We start from the raw sequence: 26,244 nt of genomic DNA, 5'->3' as shown, positions 1-26,244 counted from the left end.
TTCCCCATACACCCCTCCCCAGGGAGGGAATAAAAAGAAAAGAATGAACATAGATTTTGAAAAAACCGGTGGACTTGTCCCCGTAATTATACAGGACGAGCAAACTTTAGAGGTACTGATGCTGGGTTACATGAACCAGGAAGCTTACGATAAAACCGTTCAGGAAAATATCGTTACTTTTTATTCCCGTACAAAAAACCGTTTATGGACTAAGGGGGAAACCAGCAGCAACTTCCTGCATGTAAAAAGCATCAGCATTGATTGCGATAATGATACGCTGCTGATCAAAGTGAAAGCCGACGGCCCAACCTGTCATACAGGCTCACGCAGCTGCTTCAATACCGAATTTAATCAAAATTTTATCCTGGAGCTGGAAAATATCATTGCCGACAGATATACTAACCCGGTTGAAGGATCATATGTAAATAAACTTCGCAACAAAGGCATTAACAAAATAGCCCAGAAAGTTGGTGAAGAAGGAGTTGAAACTGTTATCGCCGCCCTTGCCGAAACAGAAACCGACCTGATCAATGAATCATCAGACCTGGTTTTCCATCTATTGGTTCTGCTTCGTGAAAAAGGTTTAACACTGGAAACTATCGCTAAAAATTTAGAATCAAGACATAAGTAAATAGTTGGCAGTTTTGAGTTTGCAGCAGGCAGTTGGAGAGTTTTAACTAATATTGCAAAATACAAAACTATAAACTGCCAACCGGAAACTGCAAACTGAAATGATTACCGTCCAAAAAACAGCCGAGCTCACAGGCCATGCCAACCCGATATTCACGCTTGAGTTATCGCAAAAGCCGGGTATATTGTTTACAGGCGGAAATGATAAAGGACTGGTTGAGTGGGGCCTGAATGATTTCACTTTTATTAAAGTGATGTTCCCGGTTAATGCATCTATTTATGCTATTCATTGTCCCGAGGGATATCCGCTAATGTTTGCAGGTTTACGCAGCGGCGAAGTTCTGGTGTTTGATTTTATTCAGCAAAAATTGCTCAAACCTTTAAGGCACCACCGCAAGGCTATCTTCGATATCAAATCATCAGTTAAAAAAGATGAGTTATTAATAGCATCGGAAGATGGCACCGTATCTGTATGGAACCTTAAAACGCTTGAAATGGTGCACAGCATAACAGTATCCAGGGACACCGTTCGTTGTATTGCCGTTTCGCCGGATCAAAAACAGGTGGCATTCGGTTGCCGGGATAATCACATCGCCATTTACGACCTGGAAGATTATACTATTATTAAAGCTCTTCACGGCCATACTATGGCTGTTTTTGCGCTTGTCTACAGTCCCGATGGGAGTTACATCGCTTCCGGCTCAAGAGATGCACAGGTAAAGATTTGGGATAGCAGCAGTTATCATGAAATAAAAAATGTTCCTGCCCATTTATTTGCGGTGAACCATATTGCATTCCATCCCACCCTACCCTATTTTGCTACCGCCAGCATGGATAAAAGTATCAAGATTTGGGGATCGGACGATTTTAAACTCTACAAAAATATCAGCAGGGAAAAAGGCTATCCAGGCCATGTGTTATCTGTCAATAAATTAGCATGGGGAACTCCCGACCAACTCCTTTCGGTAAGTGACGATAAAAAGATCATTTCATGGGAGATTAAATTTAGTTGACATCCTTCTTTTTTTCAGGAAACTTATCTTACCAAATTAAACTATCTTCCTTCCGTATGCCTTTACATTATTGGGGTAAATAAGGCATGGAGCTAATTAAAAAAACGCCTTATGCCGCACAGGTTATGGGTATATTTTTTTTGCTCCCGTGAGTATATACCATCTTCGTTAATAGTATCAATTTTAACCTTGCCCGATGCATGAATGATGTGCTCATTATTAAGTATAATACCCACGTGAGTTACCCTGCCTTCGGAATTATCAAAAAAAGCCAGATCGCCTAACCGTGCTTCCTTTATCGAATCAACCTTGATACCTTCTTTCACCTGCATGCTTGCATCCCTCTTAATTCTGAGGCCTTTAAGTTTGTAAACCATTTGTGTAAAGCCCGAGCAATCAATACCAAAATGCGTTCGCCCGCCCCACAAGTAAGGAGAGTTCAGAAATGCTTTAGCGGTGGCAGCAATATCTTCAGGCTCACCAATTTTACCAATTATTTCAAAACGTTCATGACCAATGCGGCATGAGGTCCCTTCTAAAAAAGCAAGCGAGCTGCCCGCCGGCAAATAAACAACACTATTGTCGCTCATTTTCCATGCCTGCGTAACCGGCTGGTAAGTGAGCTTTGAGGGATCGTTCCTGATATTTTTATACGCTACATGACCAAGCATAGCAAATTGCAAGCGGCCTATCCACCCGATATACCCATCCGCCTCGGCAATGATCTTAACCCAGTTGTTTTGCCACTCAGTAATTTCAAACACTTCGCCAAATAGCAATTGCGATACCTGCTCACTCCGCTCACTGGGCTCGGCCCTTAGCGGGATTACAGCAAGATTACATATCCCGTACTCCATAGTTCTGTAATGTCAAATAAACAACAATCTGGCACGTATTTTTTAATCTATACGCGGTTAACATTTTAATATGATATTATTTAATAATTGGTATCAGTAACTTTTGGGGTAAAAGCTATACGATAATACAAAATATTTTTGAAATATTTAACCCAACAGAAATCTTCCGGCAATCCTTAATACTTAATTTATCACTCGCCGAATCATCGCTAACTAAAAAGGGACATGCATTGCATATCCCTTTTTATATCCCTAAAATAATGTCCTATTCGTTCATATGCAGCCACTCTTTTTTGGCAAGCAGCTCTTCTTCGCTTTCGCGGATATCTTCGTCATCAACACAACAATCTACAGGGCAAACCGCAGCACACTGGGGTTCATCATGGAAACCTACACATTCGGTACACTTATCGGGTACTATATAATAAATATCGTCAGATAATGCAGCTTGTGTTTCTTCGGCATTCAGGGTATTACCATCGCCAAAATCAATTATCCCTCTAAGGCCAGTCCCATCGCTGAAACGCCAGGCCGCTCCTGCATCATAAATAGCATTATTAGGGCATTCCGGTTCGCAGGCCCCGCAGTTTATGCATTCGTCGGTGATTTTAATCGCCATATTTCTAAATATCTAATAATCTCAATTAACTTTGCCTGCAAATTACAAGCGTACAAATATAACAAAAAAAGGCTTTAAGGGTTTAATCCCTTAACATATATATGTCAAAAATTAATCCAAAAAACTCAATAAATTCATTTTCGGAATTAGGCAGGCAACTTCTGGCTCCCGATGCGGCATTAAGCGCACTCATTGAAAACGAACAATATCATAATGCCTGGTTTACGCCGGCAAGTGTTTCAGAAGCGGTTACCGCCATAGGCGCCATGCTTAATGTGGAAGATCTAACTACGTGGCTTTCGAAATATGTGCTTGAAACAGGCAAACCTGCAAAAAACGTAGGGCTTATACTGGCAGGCAACATCCCGCTGGTAGGGTTTCACGACGTGCTTTGTGTTATTGCTTCCGGCAACAAGGCGCTTATCAAAGCCTCATCACAGGATGCACGACTCATCAAAGCTGTTTTGGAAAAACTGGTAGCTATTGATCCTGCTTTTGCCGGCAGCTTTAACTTTGTTGACAGGCTGGAAGGTTTTGACGCCATCATAGCCACAGGCAGCAACAACAGCTCGCGTTATTTTGATTATTACTTTGGCAAAGTGCCTAACATCATCCGTAAAAACCGCAACAGCATTGCCGTACTAAGTGGCAAGGAAACCGCCGAAGAGTTGTTTAATCTCGGTCATGACATTTTAGATTATTATGGTCTTGGCTGCCGTAATGTATCCAAAATACTGGTACCGGAGGGGTATGACTTTACTTTCTTTTTTGAATCGATAGAAGATCATAAAGCCATTATTAATCATCATAAATACAACAATAATTATGATTATAACAAATCCATTTACCTGGTTAATGGTGATAAACATTTTGACAATGGATTTTTGATGGTGAAAGAAGATGACAGGCTGACATCTCCGCTGTCAGTATTGTTTTTCAATTACTACCATGACATCACGGAGGCAGAAAACATGATCAACCAGAATGCGGAAAACATTCAATGTATTGTAAGCCCCCTGCCTTTGCAGGTAAATAACCAGGTAGTTGGTTTTGGCCAAAGCCAGCAACCAAAACTTTGGGACTATGCCGATGGCGTGGATACGATGGAATTTTTGTCAAGTCTTTAAATAAAATAAATACCTTTGGGAAGTAAGGTGAAAGGATAAAGGTAAAAGGCGAAAGGTTACTACCTTTTTCACTTTAAAAGGCACCTTTTGCCTTTTACCTTTCAGCTTTAACCTTAAAAAAATGTATATCATAAAAGTTAAAGGTGTCGCTAAAATACCCGATTATGTGCAGTTGCGTGATGATAAATTTACGCTGCTGGCTTATTTCAGGGTTGACAGGCCGGATAAATCGCTGGACAAAGTTGGGTTGGGCGACAAGGCCGACGAAATCATGAATATTATCAAAGACCTGCCGTTTGGGCAGATCTTAAAATTAGAGCTATAAAAACGATGATTGGAAATTCTATAATAAAACTAAACAACGTTGATATTTTTCAACAGGCTCACCTGGTACTTTCAAACGTGAATTTACATGTTGATAAAGGTGACTTTGTGTGGCTGATAGGTCAGACCGGATCAGGGAAAAGCAGCTTGCTGAAAGTAATTTATGGCGACTTGGGGATTAAAGCGGGTACCGGTCATGCCTGTGGCTATGAATTAAGCAAGCTGCCCAGCCGCGACATTCCCTACCTGCGCCGTAAACTGGGTATAGTTTTCCAGGATTTTCAGTTGCTTACCGATCGTACCATTGAGCAAAATCTCAACTTTGTAATGCGCGCCACCGGTTGGAACGATAAAAAACTGATTGCAGATAAAGCTCTTGATGTACTTGAAAAGGTTGGCCTGCGGTCAAAATTAAAGAAAATGCCTCACGAACTTTCAGGCGGCGAGCAGCAGCGTGTAGTTATAGCACGCGCCTTGCTTAATGACCCGGAAATAATCCTGGCCGATGAACCTACAGGCAACCTCGACCCTGAAACATCTGAAGAAATTGTACTCCTGCTCAAACAAATCAGTCAATCGGGCACTGCTGTACTGGTAGCCACGCACGATTATCACATTATCCGCGCTTTTCCATCGCGTATTATCAAATGCGAGAACGGTAAGGTTTTGGAAGATGTGGAAATATGACCGCTGATCATTGATGATTACGTTGATTTCGTTGATCTTTTAATTTAATGATTGAACTGATGTTTTAAATTCGCCGGCAAGTCAAAATCATGCCGGCTAATAGTCATAAACACTCTTCAAGTACAATAAACGAAATCAGCGCCACCAAAAACCAACGGTGACAAATCAACGGTTCGCCTGTCACCCTTTCTTAAAATCATTTCATGCTACTGACAGCTTGACTGCTTTACAGTTGTGGCAAGATACTTGATTGGCACTACTCGCTATGAAATTTAACGATATGTTGAAGAAAAAGAAGAAAGAAAATACGGATAATACTGAAAATATAAACGAAGTGAACAACGAGCAATTACATGATGAAGGGCAGGAACAAGCCCCGGTAGCAGAAGCTACAGCCACGGAAACCCAACAGGGAACTGCCGCTGCCCCAACTGCCGAAGAAAAGTTGAAAGACGAGCTGGCACAGGCTAATGACAAGTACTTGCGTTTATATGCCGAATTTGATAACTTTAGAAGGCGTACCATTAAAGAACGCGAGGAAGCCCGCAAAACTGAAGGCAAAGATGTAATTGTGGCTTTACTACCTGTACTTGACGACTTTGAACGCGCGCAGCGTGCCATGGATAAGGCTACCGAAGTTGCCCCGATTAAAGAGGGCGTTACTTTGATCCAACACAAGCTAAAAAATATACTTGGCCAAAAAGGCCTGAAAGAAATGACATCAATAGGCAATGCCTTTGATGCCGACCTGCATGAAGCTATTACCAATATTCCGGCACCTACTGATGACCTTAAAGGCAAGGTAATGGACGAAATGGAAAAAGGCTACACCCTTAACGACAAAGTGATCCGCTTTGCTAAAGTGGTTGTAGGAGCGTAACTGATTTCGGATTTGAGACTTTCAATTTCGGATTTATCCGGATGTGATAGTCTATCCTGATCTTACACAATATTAAATAATAATAAATCCGAAATCTGAATTTCGGAATCCGAAATTTTTAAAATTATGGCTAAAAGAGATTATTACGATGTGCTTGGGGTTGCGAAAGGCGCAAGTGCTGATGACATAAAAAAAGCATATCGTAAAATGGCTATTAAATATCACCCTGATAAAAATCAGGGTGATAAGGAAGCGGAAGAAAAGTTTAAGGAAGCTGCCGAAGCTTACGAAGTATTAAGCACTCCCGAAAAACGTCAGCGTTATGATCAGTTTGGTCACGCAGCCAACGCTTCATCGCCAAATGGTGGTGGTTATGGTGGCGGTGGTATGAATATGGACGACATATTTAGCCAGTTTGGCGATATTTTTGGTGGTGGTAGTCCGTTTGAAGGTTTCTTTGGCGGCGGCCGTCAAAGCGGTGGCGGCGGCAGGCGTGTAGCCCGCGGCAGCAACCTGCGTATCAAAGTACGCTTAACCCTCGAGGAAATTGCCAACGGCGCCGAAAAGAAGATCAAAGTAAATAAACAGATCATCTGTAAAACCTGCGATGGCAGCGGGGCTAAAGACAAATCATCGTTCCAAACCTGCAAAACCTGCGGTGGTTCAGGAGCGGTACGTAGAGTAACCAATACCATTTTGGGTCAGATGCAAACTACCAGCACCTGCCCTACCTGTAACGGCGAAGGATCAACCATACTGTCAAAATGTAACGTTTGTCATGGTGACGGCGTGGTTCGCGGTGAAGAATTGATCACCATCCAGGTGCCTGCAGGTGTTAGCGAAGGTATGCAGTTGAGCATGAGCGGTAAAGGTAATGCAGCCCCACGCGGCGGTGTTCCCGGCGACCTGATCATCCTGATTGAAGAGGTACCTCACGAAACATTAAAACGTGATGGCAACAATGTGATCTATGATCTGCATGTAAACTTTGTTGATGCAACTTTAGGCACATCTATTGAAGTGCCAACCATTGACGGTAAAGCCAAAATAAAAATTGACCCCGGAACACAAGGGGGCAAAATCCTGCGTCTGAAAGGCAAGGGTTTACCGGAAGTAAATTCATATCACCGCGGTGATCAACTGGTGCACATTAACATATGGACACCAAAAGCATTAAGCCGCGAGGAACGCGAGATCCTGGAAAAACTGCAGGGCTCTCCTAACTTTAAACCCAATCCGGGCAAAAACGAAAAAAGTTTCTTTGAACGGATGAAGGAATATTTTGAATAATATTTTTTTCAGGTAAAAGGATAAAGGCGAAAGCTGAAAGGTATATGCAAAGCCCGGAGTTACTATGACTTCGGGCTTTTTAGCTTAAAGAAAGTTGAAGCGTACACGCCTGACTTGCTTTATATAATGCCTGCCTTTTCTAACTCCGCCTGCATCTGTTGCTGCAAACTTAGTGCTTCCGCACGGGCGGCATCGGCAAAATCTTCGCCATTGCTTGCATATAATATAGAACGCGACGAGTTTACGATAAGGCCGCAATCTTTAGTGATGCCGTATTTGCAAACTTCTTCAAGGCTTCCTCCCTGTGCCCCTACTCCGGGTACTAATAAAAAATTATCAGGCGCATATGCGCGGATGTTAGTAAACTCGGTGCTTTTGGTTGCGCCTACTACATACATGATCCTGTCGGCTCCGGCCCAGGTGTTGGCCTTTTTTATCACATTTTCATATAAATAGCCATCCCCGGTTTGCAGGTATTGAAAATCCTTACTACCTACAGATGATGTTAGGGCCAAAATAATAACCCATTTACCCTCGTAAGCAAGATATGGCGTAACACTGTCATTACCCATATAAGGTGTAATGGTTATAGCATCAAAGCTCATCCCGCCCGATTGCTCATCAAAAAATGCTTTGGCATATTTATCGGATGTATTGCCGATATCGCCCCGTTTAGCGTCAATGATGCTTAAACAATCTTTGGGCAGGTATTTATAGGTATCAATTAAGCTTTGTAATCCTTTTATACCATAGGCTTCGTAAAAAGCGGCATTAGGCTTATAAGCTATACAGAGATCCTGCGTAGCATCAACGATGCGTTTGTTAAATTCAAGTACAGGATCGGGATACGATCTTAAAAATTCCGGGATCTTGTTGAGATCGGGATCAAGCCCAACACATAAAAACGATTTCTTTTTTTTGATTTGTTCAATTAATTCCTGGCGGGACATCATCAGCGACTGAATAATATTTTAATTGTCAAAAAAACTAAAAATTTGGCTTATGTGTTCTGATATAAGTGATATTTATTTAATTAGTTTGAAATTAAAGAATAATTGTTTACACTTGCATCGTTTTCCATTGAATTTTTCTTGCACTAAAGAAACAATTTAAATCACCACGCTTTTTATTATCACTTTAAATAATACTTGTATGGGGTTGGATGTTTACTAAAACAAGGTTTCAAGATCAATTTCTTTCAATTATAGCCTCATATGTTTTTACATGTGGTCAAGCTTTAACACTTGCATAGAAATTTTTGCCGTTTGAAAACAAATTACAATTAAAAAATCCCATTGAACTATAATTCATATCATGTCTGATAAAATTGAATTGAACGACAAACTCGTTTCTGAGTTGCGCGAAATTGCCAGAAATTTAGGTATTGCTGAGGCCGACGAACTACGTAAAGCTCAGCTTGTTGCCCGTATTATTGAACAACAACAGCTTATTGAAGCCGCCAAGGCCCAACAAGATCTAATTGAATCAAACTATACCCCTACACCCGCGCCAGGCGAAGCGCCTGCCGAAACAATTGAAAAGCCCCGAAAAAGAACTCGTGTTATAAAAACCAAAGATTCATCAAAACCGCGTATAGAGGTTCCTTTAGATGATACCAATCTTTTTGATGCGCAGGATGATGAGCTATCACAGGATGATCCGGAAACTGAAATTCCTGCTGTAACCACAGAAACGGAAGCGCCGCAAGCCGGTGAAACAGTTACTCGTACAGAAGAAGTTGTTCCGGAAGCCCGCCCGCAAAAATTTGAGCGCAGGGTTAACAGCAACAACCAAAACCAGCAAAAAGCACAGGAACCGCCAATCAATCTCGATTTTGATAATGTAATTGTAAATGAGGGTGTTTTGGAAATCATGCCTGATGGTTATGGCTTCCTTCGTTCATCTGATTACAACTACCTTACTTCTCCCGATGATATTTACGTATCACAATCACAGATAAAACTATTCGGCCTTAAAACAGGTGACACTGTTAGGGGCAGCATCCGCCCACCGAAAGAAGGTGAAAAATACTTCCCGCTGGTACGTGTTGAGGCCATCAACGGCCGCATCCCTGCCGAGGTACGTGACCGTGTTCCTTTTGATCACTTAACACCTTTGTTCCCTTCCGAAAAACTGAGCCTCTTCACCGATCCGAACAACTATTCAACCCGCATCATGGACTTGTTTTCGCCTATTGGTAAAGGTCAGCGTGGTTTGATCGTGGCACAGCCAAAAACAGGTAAAACCATGTTATTAAAAGATGTGGCCAATGCTATTGCCAAAAACCACCCCGAAGTATATCTTATTATATTGCTGATAGACGAACGTCCGGAAGAGGTTACCGACATGGCCCGTAGCGTACGTGCCGAAGTTGTATCATCAACCTTTGATGAGCCAGCCGAGCGTCACGTAAAAATTGCTAACATTGTGCTTGAAAAATCAAAGCGTATGGTAGAGTGTGGTCATGACGTAGTGATTTTGCTTGACTCTATCACCCGTTTGGCACGCGCTTATAATACTGTTGCCCCCGCATCAGGTAAGATATTATCAGGCGGTGTTGATGCTAACGCTTTGCACAAACCTAAACGATTTTTTGGTGCCGCCCGCAACATTGAGGATGGCGGTTCATTAACTATCATCGCTACCGCGCTTACCGAAACCGGCTCAAAAATGGATGAGGTTATTTTTGAAGAATTTAAAGGTACTGGTAACATGGAGTTACAACTGGATCGTAAATTATCAAATAAACGCATCTTCCCGGCTATCGATATCACTGCTTCAAGTACCCGCCGCGACGACTTACTGCTTGACCGTGACACGCTTCAGCGTATCTGGATTCTCCGTAACCACCTTGCCGATATGAATTCGCAGGAATCAATGGAGTTTTTACAAGCTCAAATTAGGGGCACAAAAACTAACGAAGAATTTCTGATTTCGATGAATTCGTAATATTTTAGCGATAATGAAGTTATAAGTAAGTAGAATATTATTTGTAACTTCATTATTACTTAATAAATTCCTGATAACTTCGATGGCGAAATGAAGAGACGCGTCAAAAAACACCTTCCAAATGCTATTACCTGCGCCAACCTTTTTAGCGGTTGTATAGGTATAGTTTTCGCTTTCCAGGGTAACCTCATAGTGGCTGCTTATGCCATTTTTCTTTCCTCAATATTTGATTTTTTTGATGGCCTTGCATCAAGGGTTTTAAACTCTTATTCATTTATAGGCAAAGACCTCGATTCGCTGGCCGATATGGTAAGCTTTGGCGTATTGCCGTCGGTGATCATGTACGAACTATTTTTACAGGCCCCGCAATTAAACGGCATAAGTCACCTGTTAAACTTCGTTGCATTCCTTTTACCGGTATTTTCGGCATTGAGGCTTGCAAAATTCAATAACGACACGCGGCAATCAGATAGCTTTATCGGTTTACCAACACCGGCAAACGCCATCCTTATAGCATCGCTGCCTTTAATAGTACAACAGTACGATGCTTTGGCGCATTACATTTTAAATCCTTACTTTCTAACAGTTCTGGTTTTAATAATGTGTACGCTACTCGTATCCGAAATACCGCTCATGTCGCTTAAATTCAAGAACCGCGACTTTAACAAAAACATTTTCCGTTATTTACTGCTCTTGTTTTCGGCAATACTCATACTATTTTTTAAATTTGTGGCCGTTCCGGTGGTTATATTTATTTATATCACCTTATCTCTAATTCAAACAAAACTCACAAATGACAAAGTTCCAGGCTGAAATCGACGTAATGCCAAAAAAAGAAATACTTGACCCACAAGGAAAAGCAGTAACCGGTAGCATGAAAAACCTTGGCTTAGCCGAAATTCACAACGTGCGCATTGGCAAACACATTACGCTTGAAATAGAAGCCGAAAATGCCGAAGCTGCCAGCGCCAAAGTTGACCAGGCCTGCAAAAACCTACTGGCCAACCTGATTATGGAAAGCTATACTTTTAAAATATCAGAAGTTTAGGTTAAAGGCGAAAGGCTTTTTTAGGATAAAGGCGAAAGGTAAAAGGCCAAAGGTTTCTTATCTGCATAAACAACTAAAACTTTATAAAATACAAAAGGCAAAAGGGAAACCTGTTGCCTTTGCTTTTTATATCTAACCGGCGAAACTTTCACCTTTCACCTTTTACCTTTCACCTTTCACCTATAAATTAGCTTCCTTCTCTGCCTTAATTTGTTTTAAAGTGATGAGGTTTGCTGACACCATGCTGTTTACCTGGTTAAATTTTTCAAATATTTCGGTTGGGTTTTGACCGCCGGCTTTACAGGCCAGCTCAACTTCCTGTATGGTAGCCTGGCTTATGGGCATACCAAAAAAACCAAGGTTAGGCTTTAATTTATGAGCTGCCTGGGCTGCTAAAGCCCAATCCTGGTTATTTAACGCGTTGCTGATCGTATTAAGTAGATCGGGCGATTGCTCAAGGAACATCCCAATCGAGTCAACAATAAAATCGTCACTACCGTCGGCGATCTCGTATAAAAAAGAAAGATCAAGATCCTGTTCTGGTGAAATATCTGCCATTATAAAAGCTTTGTGTTTATTCAAAAATATGCTTTTTTACGATTAAGTTATCCTTTAGTTCTTGCTTTAGCTGCAAAATATTTTTTTTGAACACAGGATGAACAAGGTTAGGCGCTATCTCGGCCAGGGGGATCAGCGTAAAACTGCGCTTATACAATTCGGGATGGGGCACCACCAGGTTGAAATCATGGATCACTTCATCGCCATAAAACAAAATATCAATATCAATAATGCGCGATCCCCATTTAACCTCCCGTTTACGGCCCATTTGTAATTCGATACTCAATATTTTTTTCAATACATCCTGCGCCGAAAGCTCAGTTTGGAGCATCAGCACCTGGTTTAAATAGTCGGGTTCATCGGTTTTACCCCACGACTGGGTTTCATAAACCGACGATATCAGTTTAACCGGAGCAATTCGGGCCGAAACAGATTCAATTGCCTGCTGCAGAAACAATTCGCGGGTGCCAAGGTTGCTCCCAAGCAATAAAAAAACATCAATCATGTTGTAACAAATATAATGGAAACCGCTCTTAGCATTATACGGCTCCTTATTACTAAGTTTGCATAGTTAAAAAGATTTATAACATTAATGAAACAATTCTTCAAATTCGTTCTGGCCACTATTGTAGGGGTAATTATTTCGGGTATAATAATAGGTGTTGTAGGGGCGGTTCTTGTTATCGGCCTTATTGCATCCGCCGGCAGTGATAAAACTGTAGATGTTAGCCCAAACTCTATTTTATACATGTCGCTAAAAAATCAGATCACCGAGCGTACACCAAACAATCCTCTTGCCGGTCTGGATTTTTTGGGTTTGAATGAAGATAAATCAATCGGCTTAAATGATATCCTGGCTGATATTAAAAAAGCAAAAACCGACGATAATATTAAAGGCATATACCTTGATGAGAGTTATATGACCGCCGGCCAGGCCACTACCGAAGAGATCCGCAACGCACTTATCGACTTTAAAAAATCAGGCAAATTTATTGTAGCCTACGCCGAAGTATATACACAGGGTTTTTACTATCTGGCATCAGTAGCCGATAAAGTTTATATTAACCCAAAAGGCATTTTTGAGTTTCATGGCTTCAGCTCTCAAACCACTTTTCTGAAAGGTGCACTGGACAAATTAGGTATTGAGGCACAGATCATTAAAGTTGGTACCTTTAAAAGCGCTGTTGAACCATTGTTCCTTACCAAGATGAGCGATGCCAATAAACTACAGGTAACTTCATATCTTGGTTCACTGTACAATCATTTTTTAACCGGCATCAGCAAAAGCCGGGGCCTTAACAGGGATTCATTATTCAGCTATGCCGATAATATGTGCATTCAATTTCCTGAAGATGCCTATAAATTGAAGCTGGTTGACGGCTTAAAATATAAAGATGAGATCCTTAACGATTTGAAAAGGCGCACCGGTACCGATTTAAAAGACGATTTAAAAAGCGTTGATCTTAGGGACTACGCCAAAAGCAAAAGTGATGATTCGGACGATAAGGAGGATGATTCATCATCTAAAAACCGTATTGCCCTTGTCTATGCATCGGGCGATATTACCGGTGGCGATGGCGACGATAACAGTATCGGTTCAGAAACTATTTCGAAAGCATTACGCAAAGCCCGTTTGGATGATAAAGTTAAAGCTGTGGTATTGCGTGTAAATTCGCCGGGCGGCAGCTCACTGGCATCTGACGTGATCTGGCGCGAGGTGAAACTCATCCACGAAAAAAAGCCGATCATTGTTTCTATGGGTGATTATGCTGCATCGGGCGGTTATTACATTTCATGTGCGGCCGATTCGATCATTGCCCAGCCTAATACTATTACCGGTTCTATCGGCATTTTTGCTGTATTGCCCAACATGCAAAAACTGTTTAACGATAAACTGGGTGTCACCTTTGATGGTGTAAAAACCGGGAAGTATGCAGATTTGGGCGATATTAGCCGTCCGCTTAGCCCCGACGAACGCCTGGTATTACAAAACAGCGTAAACCGTGGTTATGATGAATTTACCAAAGCAGTGGCCGAAGGCCGCGGCAAAACACAGGCTTACATTAACAGCATTGGCCAGGGCCGTGTTTGGACCGGTGAGCAGGCCCTCAAAATTGGCCTGGTTGACCGTTTGGGGAATATCAACGACGCTATCTCTTCAGCTGCCAAAAAAGCTAAGATCAAAACCTATAATATTGTAAGTTACCCTGAGCAAAAAAGCTTTTTCAACAAGGTGGGCAGCGGTTTAAGCGCCGAAGTACAAACCCACATGGTGAAAAACGAGCTTGGCGAAAATTACCGTGTTTATCAGCAAATAAAAGGGATCACCCAAATGATGCGCACCCCGCAAGCCCGCCTTCCTTACGATTTGGTGATCAAATAATATTTCATTAATACATTAATTTTGATTGTGAAAAGCTGCCCAGTTGGGTGGCTTTTTTTATTGGGAATTAGTATAAATATGAGTAATCTATCAAGTCATCAAGGTTCTGATTAAAGCTTCTAATTGATTTTATCAATTTGTCATTAATTTCAAAGTTCTTCAAAAGCCACACACGTATCAAATGCGTAAGAAGCTGCCGCAGTCTGGAAGTTATCTAAATCTGGAAAATTCCGTTCAAGTTCTTTTTTCGATAGTTCATAATAAGCTTTACCGTCATTTCTAAAATGTCGGAATAGATGTATTCTGTTAATGATAAAAAGAAATCATAATCTCCCCAAGCCTCTAACTCTGTAAATATCTTATAGCCCCGAAGCATCTTTTCACAATTTAAAGCTCCGAACAGCACGGCTTGCCGTAATGAAAAATCGGAAACTCTTTCTCGCACCACTTTTATATAATCGTCCATTAGCGCCAATTTAAAGCATTTTAGTTATTCTATTACTATCCTCTCTTCAAATAAGCATTTGGAACATTCCCTGGCACGTAATCAATCCCAGGCATGTTTTATAAGCAGGCTAACTACCTCCATAATAGTTTGCTCCTTGCGGTGAAATTGTGGTAGTGCCCCCATCATGGCATAACTTATTGGGTTTACAGATGGAATAAACGTTTCCCATTCATATCCCCGGCCCCAGATCAACCCTTTAACTGTATAGAACAGATCGGTACCGTTTTGCAACAGAAAGTGAAGCATATCAACAGAACTATTCCCGTTTTGATTAACCGTATGAAAAATAGGTGTATGTCCGCCGAAACCATGATCATCATAAGCTGCTTTGGCATTTACATCAGCCCCATGCTGTAAAAGTATTTTGGCGCAGGCAAGGCTATTATATTCGGCGCAAAAATGCATGAGTGTTCCACCCGTTAAAGGAGTATAGGTATTATTATATAAAGAATAGGTTTTGTTAACAGCAGATGGATCTATCGTCAAAGCCTGTTTTAACATCTCCTCATCGTGGGCAAAAACCGCCAGTAACGCCTTGTATTCATAATCAAGTCCGGCATCAATAAAAGCTTGCACACAGTCTTTAAACCGGGGGCCGCGGGCATACATTTCAACCATCATGGTAAAAACAGGCATGCCATCATGAACTTCGTTCGGGCTGCCGCCTTTATTAAAATACGCTTTGATCTCATCAACAGCATGAGTTTCGGCGGCGTAAAGGATGTCGTTATAATCGGGCATGATCTTTTTATTAAAGTTAAAGAATCCAATGATTACTCATTCAATAATTTAAAAGACGCCAGCCAGGTATTCTCAAACTGTATTATGGCTTGCTTTTCGCGAGAAAATAGCCCTGCTCAAAAACAAACCCACCGCATAAGCTGTCATTACAATGGCTTTTTGTATTTTTACGGCCTCATTGTAATTATGGAAAATAAACCCATAGCCCGTACACTTCGTTTACTCTCACAACTCATGGAACTCCATGAGGTTAATCCGTTCAAGATCAAATCGGTAGCCAACGCAGCTTTTAAAGTTGATAAGCTCCCCTTCCCTATCGCCGGTAAAAAACTGGACGAACTGGAGAAGATTGATGGCATAGGTAAAAGCATAGCCGGCAAAGTTGCTGAGTTGCTTGAAACCGGCACCATGACCGAGCTGCAGGATATGTTGGATAAAACCCCTGCCGGTGTGGTTGAAATGATGGGTATTAAAGGCATCGGCCCCAAAAAGGTAGCTGTCATCTGGAAAGAGCTGGGCATTGAAAATACCGGTGAGCTTTTTTATGCCTGCAATGAAAACCGCCTGATAGAGGCAAAGGGCTTCGGTCTTAAAACGCAGGAAGAGATCCGTAAGGCTATTGAGTTCAGGATGGCGAGCAATGGCAAATTTCTTTTTGCCCAGGTTGAAAAGGAAGCCAACGAACTGATGGATGAGGTAAAAGCCATTTTCCCTGATGCGCTAAAGCATTTCGCCGGCGAATTCAGGCGTTTGAATGAGATCATCACCGAAATTGTGATCGTAGTAGGTAGCCTTAACCATGATGTTGCCTACGAAGCGCTGGTAAATTCAACCATACTTTGCAATGTAAGTAAAAATCAAAACCATATTCAGGGCGAGCTGCAAAATGGCTTGCTCGTTGATATTGTTTGTGTAGATAAGGCTGATTATTACAAAGAACTATTTATCAATACAGGTACTGATGATCATGTACAAGCCGTTTTCGACAGGATTAATGTTCCTGTTGAACAGCCAGAAACAGAAGAAATGATCTACACCAAAGCCGGTTTAAGCTGGATGCAGCCCGAATTGCGTGAAGGTACCCTGTTTATTGAAAAGGCCGAAAAGAACATACTGCCAACGCTCATTAACTGGCACGATTTGAAAGGCACGCTCCATAACCACAGCACATGGAGCGATGGTGTAAACAGCATTGAAGAAATGGCCTTATACTGCCGGGATACCCTGAAACTGGAATACCTGGGCATGTGTGATCATAGTAAAAGCGCCTTTTATGCCAAGGGCTTAAGCATTGAACGGGTATTGCAGCAACATGAAGAAATAGATGCCCTGAATAAAAAACTCGACGGTTTCCATATTTTTAAAGGTATTGAATCGGATATTTTGTATGATGGTTCGCTTGATTATCCTGACGAGATCCTGCAAAAGTTTGATTTCATTGTAGCCTCAGTTCATTCAATCCTCAAAATGGACGAGGAAAAGGCTACGTCAAGACTGATCACCGCAATCGAAAATCCTTATACAACTATATTGGGACACCCAACAGGCAGACTTTTACTAAGTCGTAGCGGATATCCTATCAACTATAAAAAAGTGATAGATGCCTGCGCAGCGAATAACGTAGTTATTGAAATCAATGCCAACCCGTTAAGGCTCGATCTCGACTGGCGCTGGCACCAATATGCTTTGGATAAAGGCGTTATGTTATCTATAAACCCCGATGCCCACCGTATTGAAGGCTTCACAGATATGCATTACGGTATTCTTGCCGCACGTAAAGGCGGTTTGTATAAAGAAATGTGTATGAATGCTATGTCCGTGGCTGAAATTACGAAGGCGTTTGCTGCAAAGAGAGGTTAGTGATTAGAGATCAGAGGTTAGTGTTTTTTACGCGATAAACAATGACCTAATGAATCAATGAAACAATGACTAAATTAAATGAACCTAAAAGATAAAGTACACGCTATACAGGCTACGGTTCGCAAACCGGCAATACTTGTTATTGGCGACCTGATGGTTGACCATTATATATGGGGCAATGCTACCCGCCTTTCGCCCGAGGCGCCTGTGCCTATTGTAAACGTTAAAAACGAAACCACTACATTAGGTGGTGCCGGTAATGTGGTTCAAAACCTGGTATCATTAGGTGCAAAAGTTATTGTTGCCGGCATAATTGGAAATGACCAGGCTGCCGGAGAATTGATCAAAATCCTGACCGACGAAGGGGTTGAAACTGACACTATTATTAAAGATAGCAACCGCCCTACCACAGTAAAAACCCGCGTTGTTGTTGGCAGCCACCAACTGGTACGTGTTGACCGTGAAGTTACCGACGAAGTATCGGAGCCTATCGCCAACGAGCTTATTAGTAAGCTAAGCGGTTATATTGACAACGCAGATATGGTACTTTTATCTGATTATAACAAAGGCCTGTTTTCGCCGTTCCTAACCCAGGGCATTATAAAAGCAGCAAATGCTAAAGGCAAAAAAGTAATCATCGACCCCAAAGGGCTTAATTACGAAAAATACAAAGGCGCTTTTATCATTAAGCCTAATCGCAAGGAATTGTCTGAAGCTGCTAAAACCGATAAGATCAACTCGATAGAAAGCCTGCAACAGGCCGGTAAGGTAATTTTTGAACAAACCGGGACTCAATATATAGTAGTTACCTTATCCGAAGAAGGCATGGTAATATTAAGCGAAGAGGGCTATCAAAGTTTACCGGTAAAGGCAACCGAAGTGTTTGATGTAACAGGTGCCGGCGATACTGTACTGGCCACCATGGCATACTTTATGGCGGGAGGCTTAAGCATTGAGGATTCATGCGAACTGGCCAACCACGCGGCTGCTATAGTAATTCGCCACGTGGGCAGCGCAACAACTACGGTAGATGAGATTGTTGAGGATATTTTAAAAAGCGAAAGGTAAGGCAGAGGTTAAAGGCCAATGGTTTGAATGTGCTTGCCCTAACCAACCAATGAACTAATGAACCAGTGAACGAATGAACGAAAAAATATTAAACGAACTTAAAGATCACCAGGATACGCTGCAAAGGGTAATTGATACGCTTGGCGGCGATATCGAGATAGCCTGTGATATGATTACCTCAACCATAAAAAAAGGCAATAAAGTATTACTGGCTGGCAACGGCGGTAGTGCTGCTGATGCTCAGCATATTGCAGCAGAGCTTACCGGGCGTTATGTAAAAGATCGTAAACCCTTGCCGGGCATTGCATTAACAGTTGATACTTCGGCGCTTACATCTATTGCCAATGATTACGGCTACGAACATGTATTTTCACGCCAGTTGGAGGCATTTGCCAAACCGGGCGACTTGTTCATCGGCATTTCGACGAGCGGAAACAGTCCGGGGATCCTGGCGGCATTTGAGTCTGCTAAAAAACTGGAAGTTAAAACCTTAGGCCTTTCGGGCCGAGATGGCGGTAAAATGAATGGTCTTTGCGATCTTAACATCATCGTGCCGTCAAACATTACCGCGCGTATCCAGGAAATGCATATCCTTATCGGGCATATCCTGTGTACCGCCGTTGATGACCTTTTTGATTAAACAGTACCGTAGAGACGCATCACACGCGTCTTTCTGATAATATACAAAGACACATGTGATGTGTGTTTACAGGAAAAACAAATGAGGACCGGCTTCGAAAAAACCCTTCTTGATAAAATAACAGATCAGCCGTCGCTACAGGCACAGATCAAAAACTGGCAAGCTGAAGGCAAAAAGGTGGTGTTCACCAATGGTGTTTTTGACCTGCTGCACATAGGCCATCTCACCTACCTGGCCAAAGCGGCCGAACTTGGCGACAAGCTGGTGATTGGCCTTAATGCCGATAGTTCGGTTAGGCGCATCAAAGGCCCAACCCGCCCGGTAAATGATCAAAACAGCCGTGCAGCACTGTTGGCGGCATTGTTTTTTGTGGATGCCATCGTTGTTTTTGAAGAAGATACCCCTCTTAATTTGATCAGCTTCCTTCTGCCCGACATACTGGTAAAGGGAGCCGATTATGCGGTTGAAAACATCGTAGGCGCCAAAGAAGTGATTGCAAACGGAGGCGAGGTTAAAACCATTAATTTTGTTGAAGGATATTCATCCACTTCTATAATCGAAAAAATCAGGAGCCAGATTTCCTGAACGTAATAACAACATGAAAATATTGGTGATCCGCTTTAGTTCAATGGGTGATATAATTTATACCACCCCTGTTGTACGTTGCCTCAAAAGGCAGGTCGCCAATGCCGAAGTCCATTTTTTAACTAAACCGGCCTTTAAATATATTTATGATAATAACCCTTACCTTGATAAGCTGCTGTTATTAAAACCGTCTTTGGCAGATACCATCAACGAAATTAAGGCCGAAAAGTATGATCACATCATCGATCTGCATAATAATCTCCGCACAAGCATCATCAAGCTGCGTACCGGTATCAAAGCATCAACTTATAAAAAACAGCCAATTTTAAAGTGGCTAAGTTTAAAGTTGAAACGCAACCTGGTAAGTAAAGAGCATTTGGTTGACAGGTATTTAAAAGCTGTTAAGTTTTTAGGTGTGGTTAATGACGATAAGCCTATCGATTATTATATCAAAGCCCAACACGATATAACTAAATTACTACCGGTTAGTCATCAGCATGGCTATGTTGCTTTTGTAATAGGTGCAACACATTTTACGAAGCGGATGCCTAATTACAAGATCATCAGCATTTGCAGGCAGCTTAATTTACCTGTTTTGTTATTGGGCGGTAATGATGTAAAAGCAAATGGCGATGAAATAGCTACGGCAGTTGGTGAATCTGTTTACAATGCATGCGGAGTAACTTCTCTTGATGAATCGGTTTTTCTGGTATCGCGCGCAAAAAATGTAATTGGTTTTGATACAGGTCTCACACATATTGCCGAAGCGTTTAATGTGCCTATAGCCTCGGTTTGGGGTGGCACCACACCCGATTTGCTGGGGGTTTGGCCTTATAAAGTAAAAGAAACACTGATTGCCGGTATTGAACTATCCTGCCGTCCCTGCTCCAAATTCGGACTTGAAAAATGCCCGCTCGGACACTTTAAATGTATGAACGATATGCCAGAAGCTGATATTGTAGACTTCTCCAATCTTTAATTGCGGGTGTGACCTTGCCTAAGTTATACTTACAAATCCACAATTGTTAATATTTCACCAAAAAACATCAGATACCTTTTAATGTTAGTGTATTTGTATACTTTTGTGTATTAACTTAAATCCCTTACACGATGAAAAAAACATTACTAAGCCTGTGCCTTTTAATGGCATCCTTTGCAGCATTTGCACAATTACCTACTGTTGGTTTTAAAGGAGGTGTAAACTTCGCAACGTTACACGCAACTTCAAACGGCAGCAACCTGTCTATTAACTCAGGTACTTTAACAACATTTAATGTAGGTGCTTTTGTTGATTTCAAATTCGGAAACGTTTCGTTACAGCCGGCCCTTAACTTCACTGGCAAAGGTGGAAGTTTTAGTGGATCAAATGACGAAGATTTTGAAGGTTCTGCACAATTTAAATTGTATTATCTCCAAGTACCTGTAAACGTCGTTTACCACGTTCCTGCTGTTGTAGGCGATTTTTATTTTGGCGCCGGCCCTTTCTTAAGTATGGGTATTTCCGGCAAAGAAAAAATCAAGGTAAACGGAGATGAACAATCTGAAGACGTGAAATTCGGTAGCGGAGAAAATGAAGTTAAACGGACGGAATTTGGAGCAAATGCTATTGTGGGATTCAAATTTAAAACCGGTTTCCTAATCAATGCTAACTACGACTTGGGCTTGTCGAACATTACAAACGACGATACCGGCAAACTTAAAAACCGCGTTTTCGGAATTTCAGTCGGTTATGCGTTTTAATAACCTGGTGAAAAATTGAAGTAGACTTTGTCTGTCTTTTATTATAAGGAGAAGCAACAGCTTCTCCTTATTTATTTAGTATTATTGGAAACTTATTATAAATGTCTCACGTTATAATCACAAAACCGTAACATTACAAACCGATCAGTCAACCGTTCAAAATCATGAAAAAGTTATTATTAATACGCCACGCAAAAGCTACCCATGAAAGCGGTTATGTTGATTTTGACCGGCCTTTAAAACAATCGGGTATGCAGGATGCGGTTTTAATGGCCACCCTTTTAAAAGGACAGTTACAAATACCTCAAATTATAATAACCAGCCCTGCACTGCGTACCAAAACTACTGCCGAAATTTTTGCTAACCAGTTTAAATTACCGGCTCCGGGGGAAGACAAAAGAATTTACGAAGCCAGCGAAAACACCTGGGTTAAAGTAGTTAATAGCCTGCCCGATGAATATGATTATATAGGCATAGTTGGCCATAACCCGGGTATAAGCCAAATACTATATTACCTCACCAGCCAGCTAAAAGAGATGCCGACCTGTGCCGTGGCCATCATTACCTTTGAAAACGATACATGGCAATCCATCAGCGAAGAAGACGGAACACTGACGCATTTTGATTCGCCGAAGGGATAGTCTTAAGTTCTAAGTCTATATCTATAGTCTTCTAAAATCATATTTTTTCAAGACTTTGAACTGGCGACTTAAGACTCCAGACTTATAACACTCAATTCACTCTATAAGTTTTTCCCGGCAGCGAGCTGATATACCCTTGCATTTCCATATTAAGGAGGTTCATGGCCAGTTGGCTCATAGGCATATTAGCCCGCAGGGTTAAATCATCAATAGCAACGGGCGTATTGTTTTGCCGTAATATATCCATGATCAGCCGTTCATCGTCCGATAGATCAAACGGCAGCATAAATTGCTCAACAGGTTTACTTATATCATTCTTTTCCCAACCTAAACTAAAAGCCAGATCAGCAGGGCAGGTTAGCAGGCTCGCTTTATTATTGCGGATCAGGAAGTTACATCCTTCAGAAAATTCATCACCCAATCTGCCCGGAAAAGCAAAAACATCCCGGTTGTAGGAATTGGCAATTTCGGCCGTGATGAGCGCACCTCCTTTTATACTGGCTTCAATTACCACAGTTGCATCGGCAATGCCGGCAACTATCCGGTTTCGCTGCGGAAAGTTTTCCCTGTCGGGATTAGTGCCCGAAGGATATTCGGATAGTAAACCGCCGTTTTCGAGCATTTTATCGGCGGTACCCCTATTTTGAGCCGGATAAAGCCTGTCGAGCCCATGGCCCAGTACACCGATGGTTGGCACGTTTAGCTTTACACATTCTTTATGTGCCGCTACATCAATGCCATGCGCCAAACCACTTACTATTAATACATTATATTGCTGTAATTCTTCAACTAACTGGCGGCATAATTGCCTGCCATAATCGGTAGCGTTACGGGTGCCCACTATACTGATAATGTGGGGCGGGTTAAGATCCATTTTGCCCTTTGCATAAAGCAGCACCGGCGAATCGTGGCAATTTTTTAAGCGCTTTGGGTAACGGGCATCTGTATAAAATATAACATCGATATCGTGACCTTCTAAAAACTTCAGCTCCTTTTCGGCTTGCCTCAAAGCATCGTCAAAATCCCATTTTACAGCGCGCTTCTCACCTATTCCCGGGATCCTGGTCATCTTTTCGGGCGATGAGTTAAACACTTCTTCCACGCTGCCAAGATATGCGATCAGTGACTTAGCCGCTACGGGCCCAAGGTTTTTAACAAAAGATAAAGCTACTTTATGGAGTAATGACATTGGGTTTAGACATGCATATTAGAGCCCTGCAAATTATAAATATTCGGGCGATTTGCAAGCAGGACCTGTTATTTGCAATGCAATAAATAAAGTCTGGATATCATATTCAGCTTTAAAACATATGCCTTTCGTTACTTAATTTGCACATCTGCACAGCCTTAATTTGCACACCTATTTAAAAACTACAAAAATAGTTTGCAAACTATAAAAATAGTTTTACCTTTATCTAACTATAAAAATAGTTTGCTATGCATATCAAAGAACTAACCAAAGCCGAAGAGCAGGTAATGCAGATCCTTTGGCAACTGAAGGAAGCCATTGTTAAAGATATTATTGAAGAAATGCCGGAACCTAAACCGGCTTATAATACGGTGTCGACTGTGGTAAGGGTATTGGAGGGCAAAGGCTTTATCGACCATAAGGCCTATGGTAACTCGCATGTTTACTTTCCGCTCATCAGCGATGCGGAGTACAAAAAATTCACATTTGATAAGATGATGAAAAACTATTTCAGCAACTCATATCAAAGTTTGGTATCCTTTATTGTGGATGAAAAGAACATCAGCGTAAAAGAACTGGACGAGCTAACATCATTAATTGATAAACTTAAAAGCAAACAACAATGAACTGGCTATATTATTTGCTTGAAGCAAACTTGTACCTATGCGTATTTTATGCAGGGTACTGCTTGTTTTTAAATAAAGAAACACACTATACCTTAAACCGTATATACCTGTTATTGAGCTGTGTGATTTCATTTGTATTACCCGTTGTACAAATTGGCTGGCTAAAACCGGTTGAAACTGCAACAAAAACAATCGTTATCATTCCGCAAACGGCTTACCAAACCACCGTGCAAAAGCTTACCGTGCAGCCAACGTTAACCTTTAACGATATTTTGGTTTACGCCTATATACTTGGTACAATAGTACTTACCACAGTACTCTTTATCAGGCTTTATCAATTGGTCAAACTAACAAAGGCCACCAAAACTCTGGTTAATGATAAGTATAAACTCATCAATATAGAGGGATCAAACACCGCCTTTTCCTTCTTTAACTACCTTTTTATTGGCACAAAAACCCAAGCTAATAATATCATTATCAGGCACGAGCTGGTTCACATTCGTCAAAAACACTCGGTTGATATTGTTTTTCTGGAGTTGATCAAGATTATCAATTGGTTTAATCCGCTGGTTTATTTATTGCAAATCAGCCTGAAAACCATCCATGAATATATAGCCGACGAGCAAACTGCCGCGCAGGAAAGTGATGCCCTCAGCTATTCGTCGTTTTTGGTAAGCAATGCTTATGGGTTAAACGGCTCGCCCCTGGCGCATTCATTTTTCAATTATAACTTATTAAAAAAGAGGATAATTATGTTAAACCAAAAACGTTCGGGGAAATTAGCCAGGCTAAAATACCTCGTGGCCGTACCCATATGCGCCGGCCTGCTTTGTGCATCAACCCTGGTATTCAGTAAAACTTACGGTTTTTTCGATCTGATGCCCCAACCGGAAATTGCTAATAAAAAGCTGGCCGGTACGCATACCGCCCCTGCCGACACTGTAAAAGTAGACCCCGTCCGAATAAAAAAAGCAGATGTTACTGCCAAAGGTTTTAAATACGAAGAAACCGGTTACCTTGTTAATAAAAAAATCGATTTCAGGGTAATTATTACCGAAAAGAACGGAGAGCAAAAAGAATACTATAAAAGCAAAGCTACCCCGGAAGAACTGGCTACACTGAAAACTAAATACGGCTATACATTTCCTAAAATGTTAATTTATCCAAAGCTTCCACCACCTCCGCCTGCTCCACCCGCAAACAGCAAAAAACCTAAGGTTATTGATGTAAAGCTGCCACCTCCGCCACCGCCTGCAAATCCGGAAAAGATAAAGAAAGCACCTAAAGTGATAGAAGGGGCACCTGTTACCCCGAAGGCTCCCACACCAGCTGTTGCAGAACGTGTCCCGCCGCCCCCGCCACCTGCAGATCCATTTCAAACCCTATATATGTACATTGCTAAACACACACGCTATCCGTCAAAAGCACGTGAAAACCACATTTCGGGAAAAGTGACGTTAAATTTTAATATTATTAATGGTAAAATAAGTGAAGTGGCCCTTGTCGAAGGCGTTGATCAGGATATAGATAATGAAATATTAAGGGTTGTGAACAATTTTGACGGTGACCTCAGTATAAAATCAGGGCATTATAATTTACCTGTGTCTATGGCTTTATTAAGTGACAACGAAAACTATTACACCCCGGTTCCTTCAAAACAATATGATCAGGCAATGGCTTCTACAAAAGCTTCAACTACCCTTCGCGAAGTTATTGTGGTAGGCTACCCCGCAAAAGAAAACAAATAAAAATAAAGCTTTAAACAAGCTTTTATAATTGCCGACCGGCCTAAAACCGTCCCGGCAATTTTCTGCGTAAATCCCTGCTCTCTCCTTAACCCAGTTTTACAAATCGTTAAATAATTTCTTTTAGTATTCAAAAGTTTGTAACTTAGATATATCCCATCGGGACAACTTCTTTTAAAATATATCTAAAACAAAGCAAACACATTAAAATACGCTTTGTTTAATAAGTACCAATTATACTTCCTGGACCTTACCGTTAACCTGATTTTGTTCATTTTTAAACCTCATAATATGAAAAAGTTTGGGATCATTTTAGCAATAGTAGGCATTGTGATGCTTATTGCAGGTAATTTTTTTTATAAGCATACCATCAATGCGGTAGATAGCTCTGGCAGTTCAATTATCACTACCGGCTTAAATGGCGGATGGACATTTAAACTGCCTGTTTTTGCCGGCGGTGCTTTATTTTTCCTGGGGTTTGTTTTTTGGGCAGCATCACGCACCGACAACCAGCATCATGATCATTTGATATAGAA

At 41.5% G+C, this 26,244-nt stretch carries 29 protein-coding genes; 21 read left to right on the top strand and 8 right to left on the bottom strand.

The annotated features are described in order from the left end of the window. Positions 1-43: 43 nt before the first annotated feature. On the top strand, positions 44-631 hold the full coding sequence (gene hisIE, locus BLP33_RS08580; RefSeq protein WP_090526569.1) for a bifunctional phosphoribosyl-AMP cyclohydrolase/phosphoribosyl-ATP diphosphatase HisIE: 588 nt from the start codon (positions 44-46) through the stop codon (positions 629-631). 100 nt (positions 632-731) lie between these two features. Then, positions 732-1,643 (top strand): WD40 repeat domain-containing protein, encoded by a 912-nt coding sequence (locus tag BLP33_RS08575; protein WP_090526567.1) that lies wholly within the window; start codon positions 732-734, stop codon positions 1,641-1,643. 92 nt (positions 1,644-1,735) lie between these two features. On the opposite strand, the gene BLP33_RS08570 is transcribed toward BLP33_RS08575, so the two are convergent. Further along, on the bottom strand, positions 1,736-2,500 hold the full coding sequence (locus BLP33_RS08570; protein WP_090526565.1) for a C40 family peptidase: 765 nt from the start codon (positions 2,498-2,500) through the stop codon (positions 1,736-1,738). Between the two features lie 265 nt (positions 2,501-2,765). Then, positions 2,766-3,119 carry a 4Fe-4S dicluster domain-containing protein gene (locus BLP33_RS08565; protein WP_090526563.1) on the bottom strand — a complete coding sequence of 118 codons (354 nt, stop codon included), beginning with the start codon at positions 3,117-3,119 and terminating at the stop codon, positions 2,766-2,768. 101 nt (positions 3,120-3,220) lie between these two features. Between BLP33_RS08565 and BLP33_RS08560 the strand changes: the two genes are divergently transcribed. The 5 genes from BLP33_RS08560 (at position 3,221) to dnaJ (ending at position 7,427) form a co-directional block, all read left to right on the top strand. Then, complete coding sequence (locus BLP33_RS08560; protein WP_090526560.1) at positions 3,221-4,246, top strand: aldehyde dehydrogenase family protein; 1,026 nt, start codon at positions 3,221-3,223, stop codon at positions 4,244-4,246. Positions 4,247-4,367: 121 nt separating this feature from the next. After that, entirely contained in the window at positions 4,368-4,571 is a 204-nt protein-coding gene (locus tag BLP33_RS08555; protein WP_090526558.1) for a fructose-6-phosphate aldolase, read from the top strand. Between the two features lie 5 nt (positions 4,572-4,576). Next, positions 4,577-5,257, top strand: a complete 681-nt coding sequence (locus BLP33_RS08550) for a cell division ATP-binding protein FtsE (RefSeq protein ID WP_090526556.1) — start codon at positions 4,577-4,579, stop codon at positions 5,255-5,257. Positions 5,258-5,522: 265 nt separating this feature from the next. Continuing rightward, positions 5,523-6,137 (top strand): nucleotide exchange factor GrpE, encoded by a 615-nt coding sequence (locus BLP33_RS08545; RefSeq protein ID WP_229701572.1) that lies wholly within the window; start codon positions 5,523-5,525, stop codon positions 6,135-6,137. A 126-nt stretch (positions 6,138-6,263) separates the two neighbouring features. Further along, entirely contained in the window at positions 6,264-7,427 is a 1,164-nt protein-coding gene (dnaJ, locus tag BLP33_RS08540) for a molecular chaperone DnaJ (protein ID WP_090526554.1), read from the top strand. 119 nt (positions 7,428-7,546) lie between these two features. Here dnaJ and pyrF read toward each other — a convergent pair whose 3' ends face one another. Continuing rightward, positions 7,547-8,377 carry an orotidine-5'-phosphate decarboxylase gene (gene pyrF, locus BLP33_RS08535; RefSeq protein ID WP_090526552.1) on the bottom strand — a complete coding sequence of 277 codons (831 nt, stop codon included), beginning with the start codon at positions 8,375-8,377 and terminating at the stop codon, positions 7,547-7,549. Positions 8,378-8,741: 364 nt separating this feature from the next. Here pyrF and rho point away from each other — a divergent pair, with 364 nt between their 5' ends. The 3 genes from rho to purS all read left to right on the top strand — a co-directional run bounded on the left by rho (position 8,742) and on the right by purS (position 11,424). Continuing rightward, positions 8,742-10,376 carry a transcription termination factor Rho gene (gene rho / locus BLP33_RS08530; protein ID WP_090526551.1) on the top strand — a complete coding sequence of 545 codons (1,635 nt, stop codon included), beginning with the start codon at positions 8,742-8,744 and terminating at the stop codon, positions 10,374-10,376. Between the two features lie 90 nt (positions 10,377-10,466). Continuing rightward, the gene (pssA, locus tag BLP33_RS08525) at positions 10,467-11,189 is read left to right on the top strand and encodes a CDP-diacylglycerol--serine O-phosphatidyltransferase (RefSeq protein ID WP_090526549.1); all 723 of its coding nucleotides are present in this window, start codon (positions 10,467-10,469) and stop codon (positions 11,187-11,189) included. Further along, positions 11,170-11,424, top strand: a complete 255-nt coding sequence (purS, locus tag BLP33_RS08520; RefSeq protein ID WP_090526546.1) for a phosphoribosylformylglycinamidine synthase subunit PurS — start codon at positions 11,170-11,172, stop codon at positions 11,422-11,424. Before pssA ends, purS begins: the two co-directional genes overlap by 20 nt. Positions 11,425-11,604: 180 nt before the next feature. Here purS and BLP33_RS08515 read toward each other — a convergent pair whose 3' ends face one another. Continuing rightward, on the bottom strand, positions 11,605-11,982 hold the full coding sequence (locus BLP33_RS08515; protein WP_090526544.1) for an Hpt domain-containing protein: 378 nt from the start codon (positions 11,980-11,982) through the stop codon (positions 11,605-11,607). A 16-nt stretch (positions 11,983-11,998) separates the two neighbouring features. Next, positions 11,999-12,487 carry a 2-amino-4-hydroxy-6-hydroxymethyldihydropteridine diphosphokinase gene (gene folK / locus BLP33_RS08510; RefSeq protein WP_090526542.1) on the bottom strand — a complete coding sequence of 163 codons (489 nt, stop codon included), beginning with the start codon at positions 12,485-12,487 and terminating at the stop codon, positions 11,999-12,001. Between the two features lie 87 nt (positions 12,488-12,574). On the opposite strand from folK, the gene sppA reads away from it, so the two are divergent. Next, positions 12,575-14,365, top strand: coding sequence for a signal peptide peptidase SppA (gene sppA / locus BLP33_RS08505; protein WP_090526539.1), 1,791 nt, complete (start codon positions 12,575-12,577; stop codon positions 14,363-14,365). Between the two features lie 214 nt (positions 14,366-14,579). On the opposite strand, the gene BLP33_RS08500 is transcribed toward sppA, so the two are convergent. Together BLP33_RS08500 and BLP33_RS08495 are read right to left on the bottom strand one after the other, a co-directional pair. Further along, a complete protein-coding gene (locus tag BLP33_RS08500) occupies positions 14,580-14,831 on the bottom strand; it encodes a YjaG family protein (protein ID WP_090526537.1) in 252 nt (83 codons plus the stop codon). An 81-nt stretch (positions 14,832-14,912) separates the two neighbouring features. Then, positions 14,913-15,614 carry an ankyrin repeat domain-containing protein gene (locus BLP33_RS08495; RefSeq protein WP_254780086.1) on the bottom strand — a complete coding sequence of 234 codons (702 nt, stop codon included), beginning with the start codon at positions 15,612-15,614 and terminating at the stop codon, positions 14,913-14,915. Positions 15,615-15,800: 186 nt separating this feature from the next. On the opposite strand from BLP33_RS08495, the gene BLP33_RS08490 reads away from it, so the two are divergent. The 7 genes from BLP33_RS08490 to BLP33_RS08460 all read left to right on the top strand — a co-directional run bounded on the left by BLP33_RS08490 (position 15,801) and on the right by BLP33_RS08460 (position 22,148). Further along, on the top strand, positions 15,801-17,474 hold the full coding sequence (locus tag BLP33_RS08490; protein ID WP_090527593.1) for a DNA polymerase/3'-5' exonuclease PolX: 1,674 nt from the start codon (positions 15,801-15,803) through the stop codon (positions 17,472-17,474). 78 nt (positions 17,475-17,552) lie between these two features. Further along, positions 17,553-18,542: a D-glycero-beta-D-manno-heptose-7-phosphate kinase gene (rfaE1, locus tag BLP33_RS08485; protein ID WP_090526535.1), complete on the top strand. Its 990-nt coding sequence runs from the start codon at positions 17,553-17,555 to the stop codon at positions 18,540-18,542. A gap of 73 nt (positions 18,543-18,615) precedes the next feature. Then, positions 18,616-19,182, top strand: a complete 567-nt coding sequence (gene gmhA, locus BLP33_RS08480) for a D-sedoheptulose 7-phosphate isomerase (protein ID WP_090526533.1) — start codon at positions 18,616-18,618, stop codon at positions 19,180-19,182. Between the two features lie 81 nt (positions 19,183-19,263). Continuing rightward, the gene (rfaE2, locus tag BLP33_RS08475; RefSeq protein ID WP_090526531.1) at positions 19,264-19,767 is read left to right on the top strand and encodes a D-glycero-beta-D-manno-heptose 1-phosphate adenylyltransferase; all 504 of its coding nucleotides are present in this window, start codon (positions 19,264-19,266) and stop codon (positions 19,765-19,767) included. A gap of 13 nt (positions 19,768-19,780) precedes the next feature. Continuing rightward, positions 19,781-20,746: a glycosyltransferase family 9 protein gene (locus BLP33_RS08470; protein ID WP_090526529.1), complete on the top strand. Its 966-nt coding sequence runs from the start codon at positions 19,781-19,783 to the stop codon at positions 20,744-20,746. A 131-nt stretch (positions 20,747-20,877) separates the two neighbouring features. Further along, on the top strand, positions 20,878-21,507 hold the full coding sequence (locus BLP33_RS08465; RefSeq protein ID WP_090526526.1) for a porin family protein: 630 nt from the start codon (positions 20,878-20,880) through the stop codon (positions 21,505-21,507). A gap of 164 nt (positions 21,508-21,671) precedes the next feature. Then, positions 21,672-22,148 (top strand): SixA phosphatase family protein, encoded by a 477-nt coding sequence (locus BLP33_RS08460; protein WP_090526524.1) that lies wholly within the window; start codon positions 21,672-21,674, stop codon positions 22,146-22,148. A 91-nt stretch (positions 22,149-22,239) separates the two neighbouring features. Here BLP33_RS08460 and dprA read toward each other — a convergent pair whose 3' ends face one another. After that, a complete protein-coding gene (gene dprA, locus BLP33_RS08455) occupies positions 22,240-23,337 on the bottom strand; it encodes a DNA-processing protein DprA (protein WP_090526523.1) in 1,098 nt (365 codons plus the stop codon). A 248-nt stretch (positions 23,338-23,585) separates the two neighbouring features. Between dprA and BLP33_RS08450 the strand changes: the two genes are divergently transcribed. From BLP33_RS08450 to BLP33_RS08440, 3 genes are all read left to right on the top strand, one after another. Beyond that, on the top strand, positions 23,586-23,963 hold the full coding sequence (locus BLP33_RS08450) for a BlaI/MecI/CopY family transcriptional regulator (RefSeq protein WP_090526521.1): 378 nt from the start codon (positions 23,586-23,588) through the stop codon (positions 23,961-23,963). Further along, on the top strand, positions 23,960-25,711 hold the full coding sequence (locus tag BLP33_RS08445; protein WP_090526519.1) for a M56 family metallopeptidase: 1,752 nt from the start codon (positions 23,960-23,962) through the stop codon (positions 25,709-25,711). Before BLP33_RS08450 ends, BLP33_RS08445 begins: the two co-directional genes overlap by 4 nt. 288 nt (positions 25,712-25,999) lie before the next feature. Continuing rightward, on the top strand, positions 26,000-26,242 hold the full coding sequence (locus BLP33_RS08440; RefSeq protein ID WP_091162272.1) for a hypothetical protein: 243 nt from the start codon (positions 26,000-26,002) through the stop codon (positions 26,240-26,242). Positions 26,243-26,244: the final 2 nt, after the last annotated feature.

Origin of the sequence: Mucilaginibacter sp. NFR10 (genome assembly GCF_900100445.1) — a bacterium.
GTDB lineage: Bacteria > Bacteroidota > Bacteroidia > Sphingobacteriales > Sphingobacteriaceae > Mucilaginibacter > Mucilaginibacter rubeus.
This window is presented reverse-complemented; position numbering and strand designations above follow the sequence as displayed.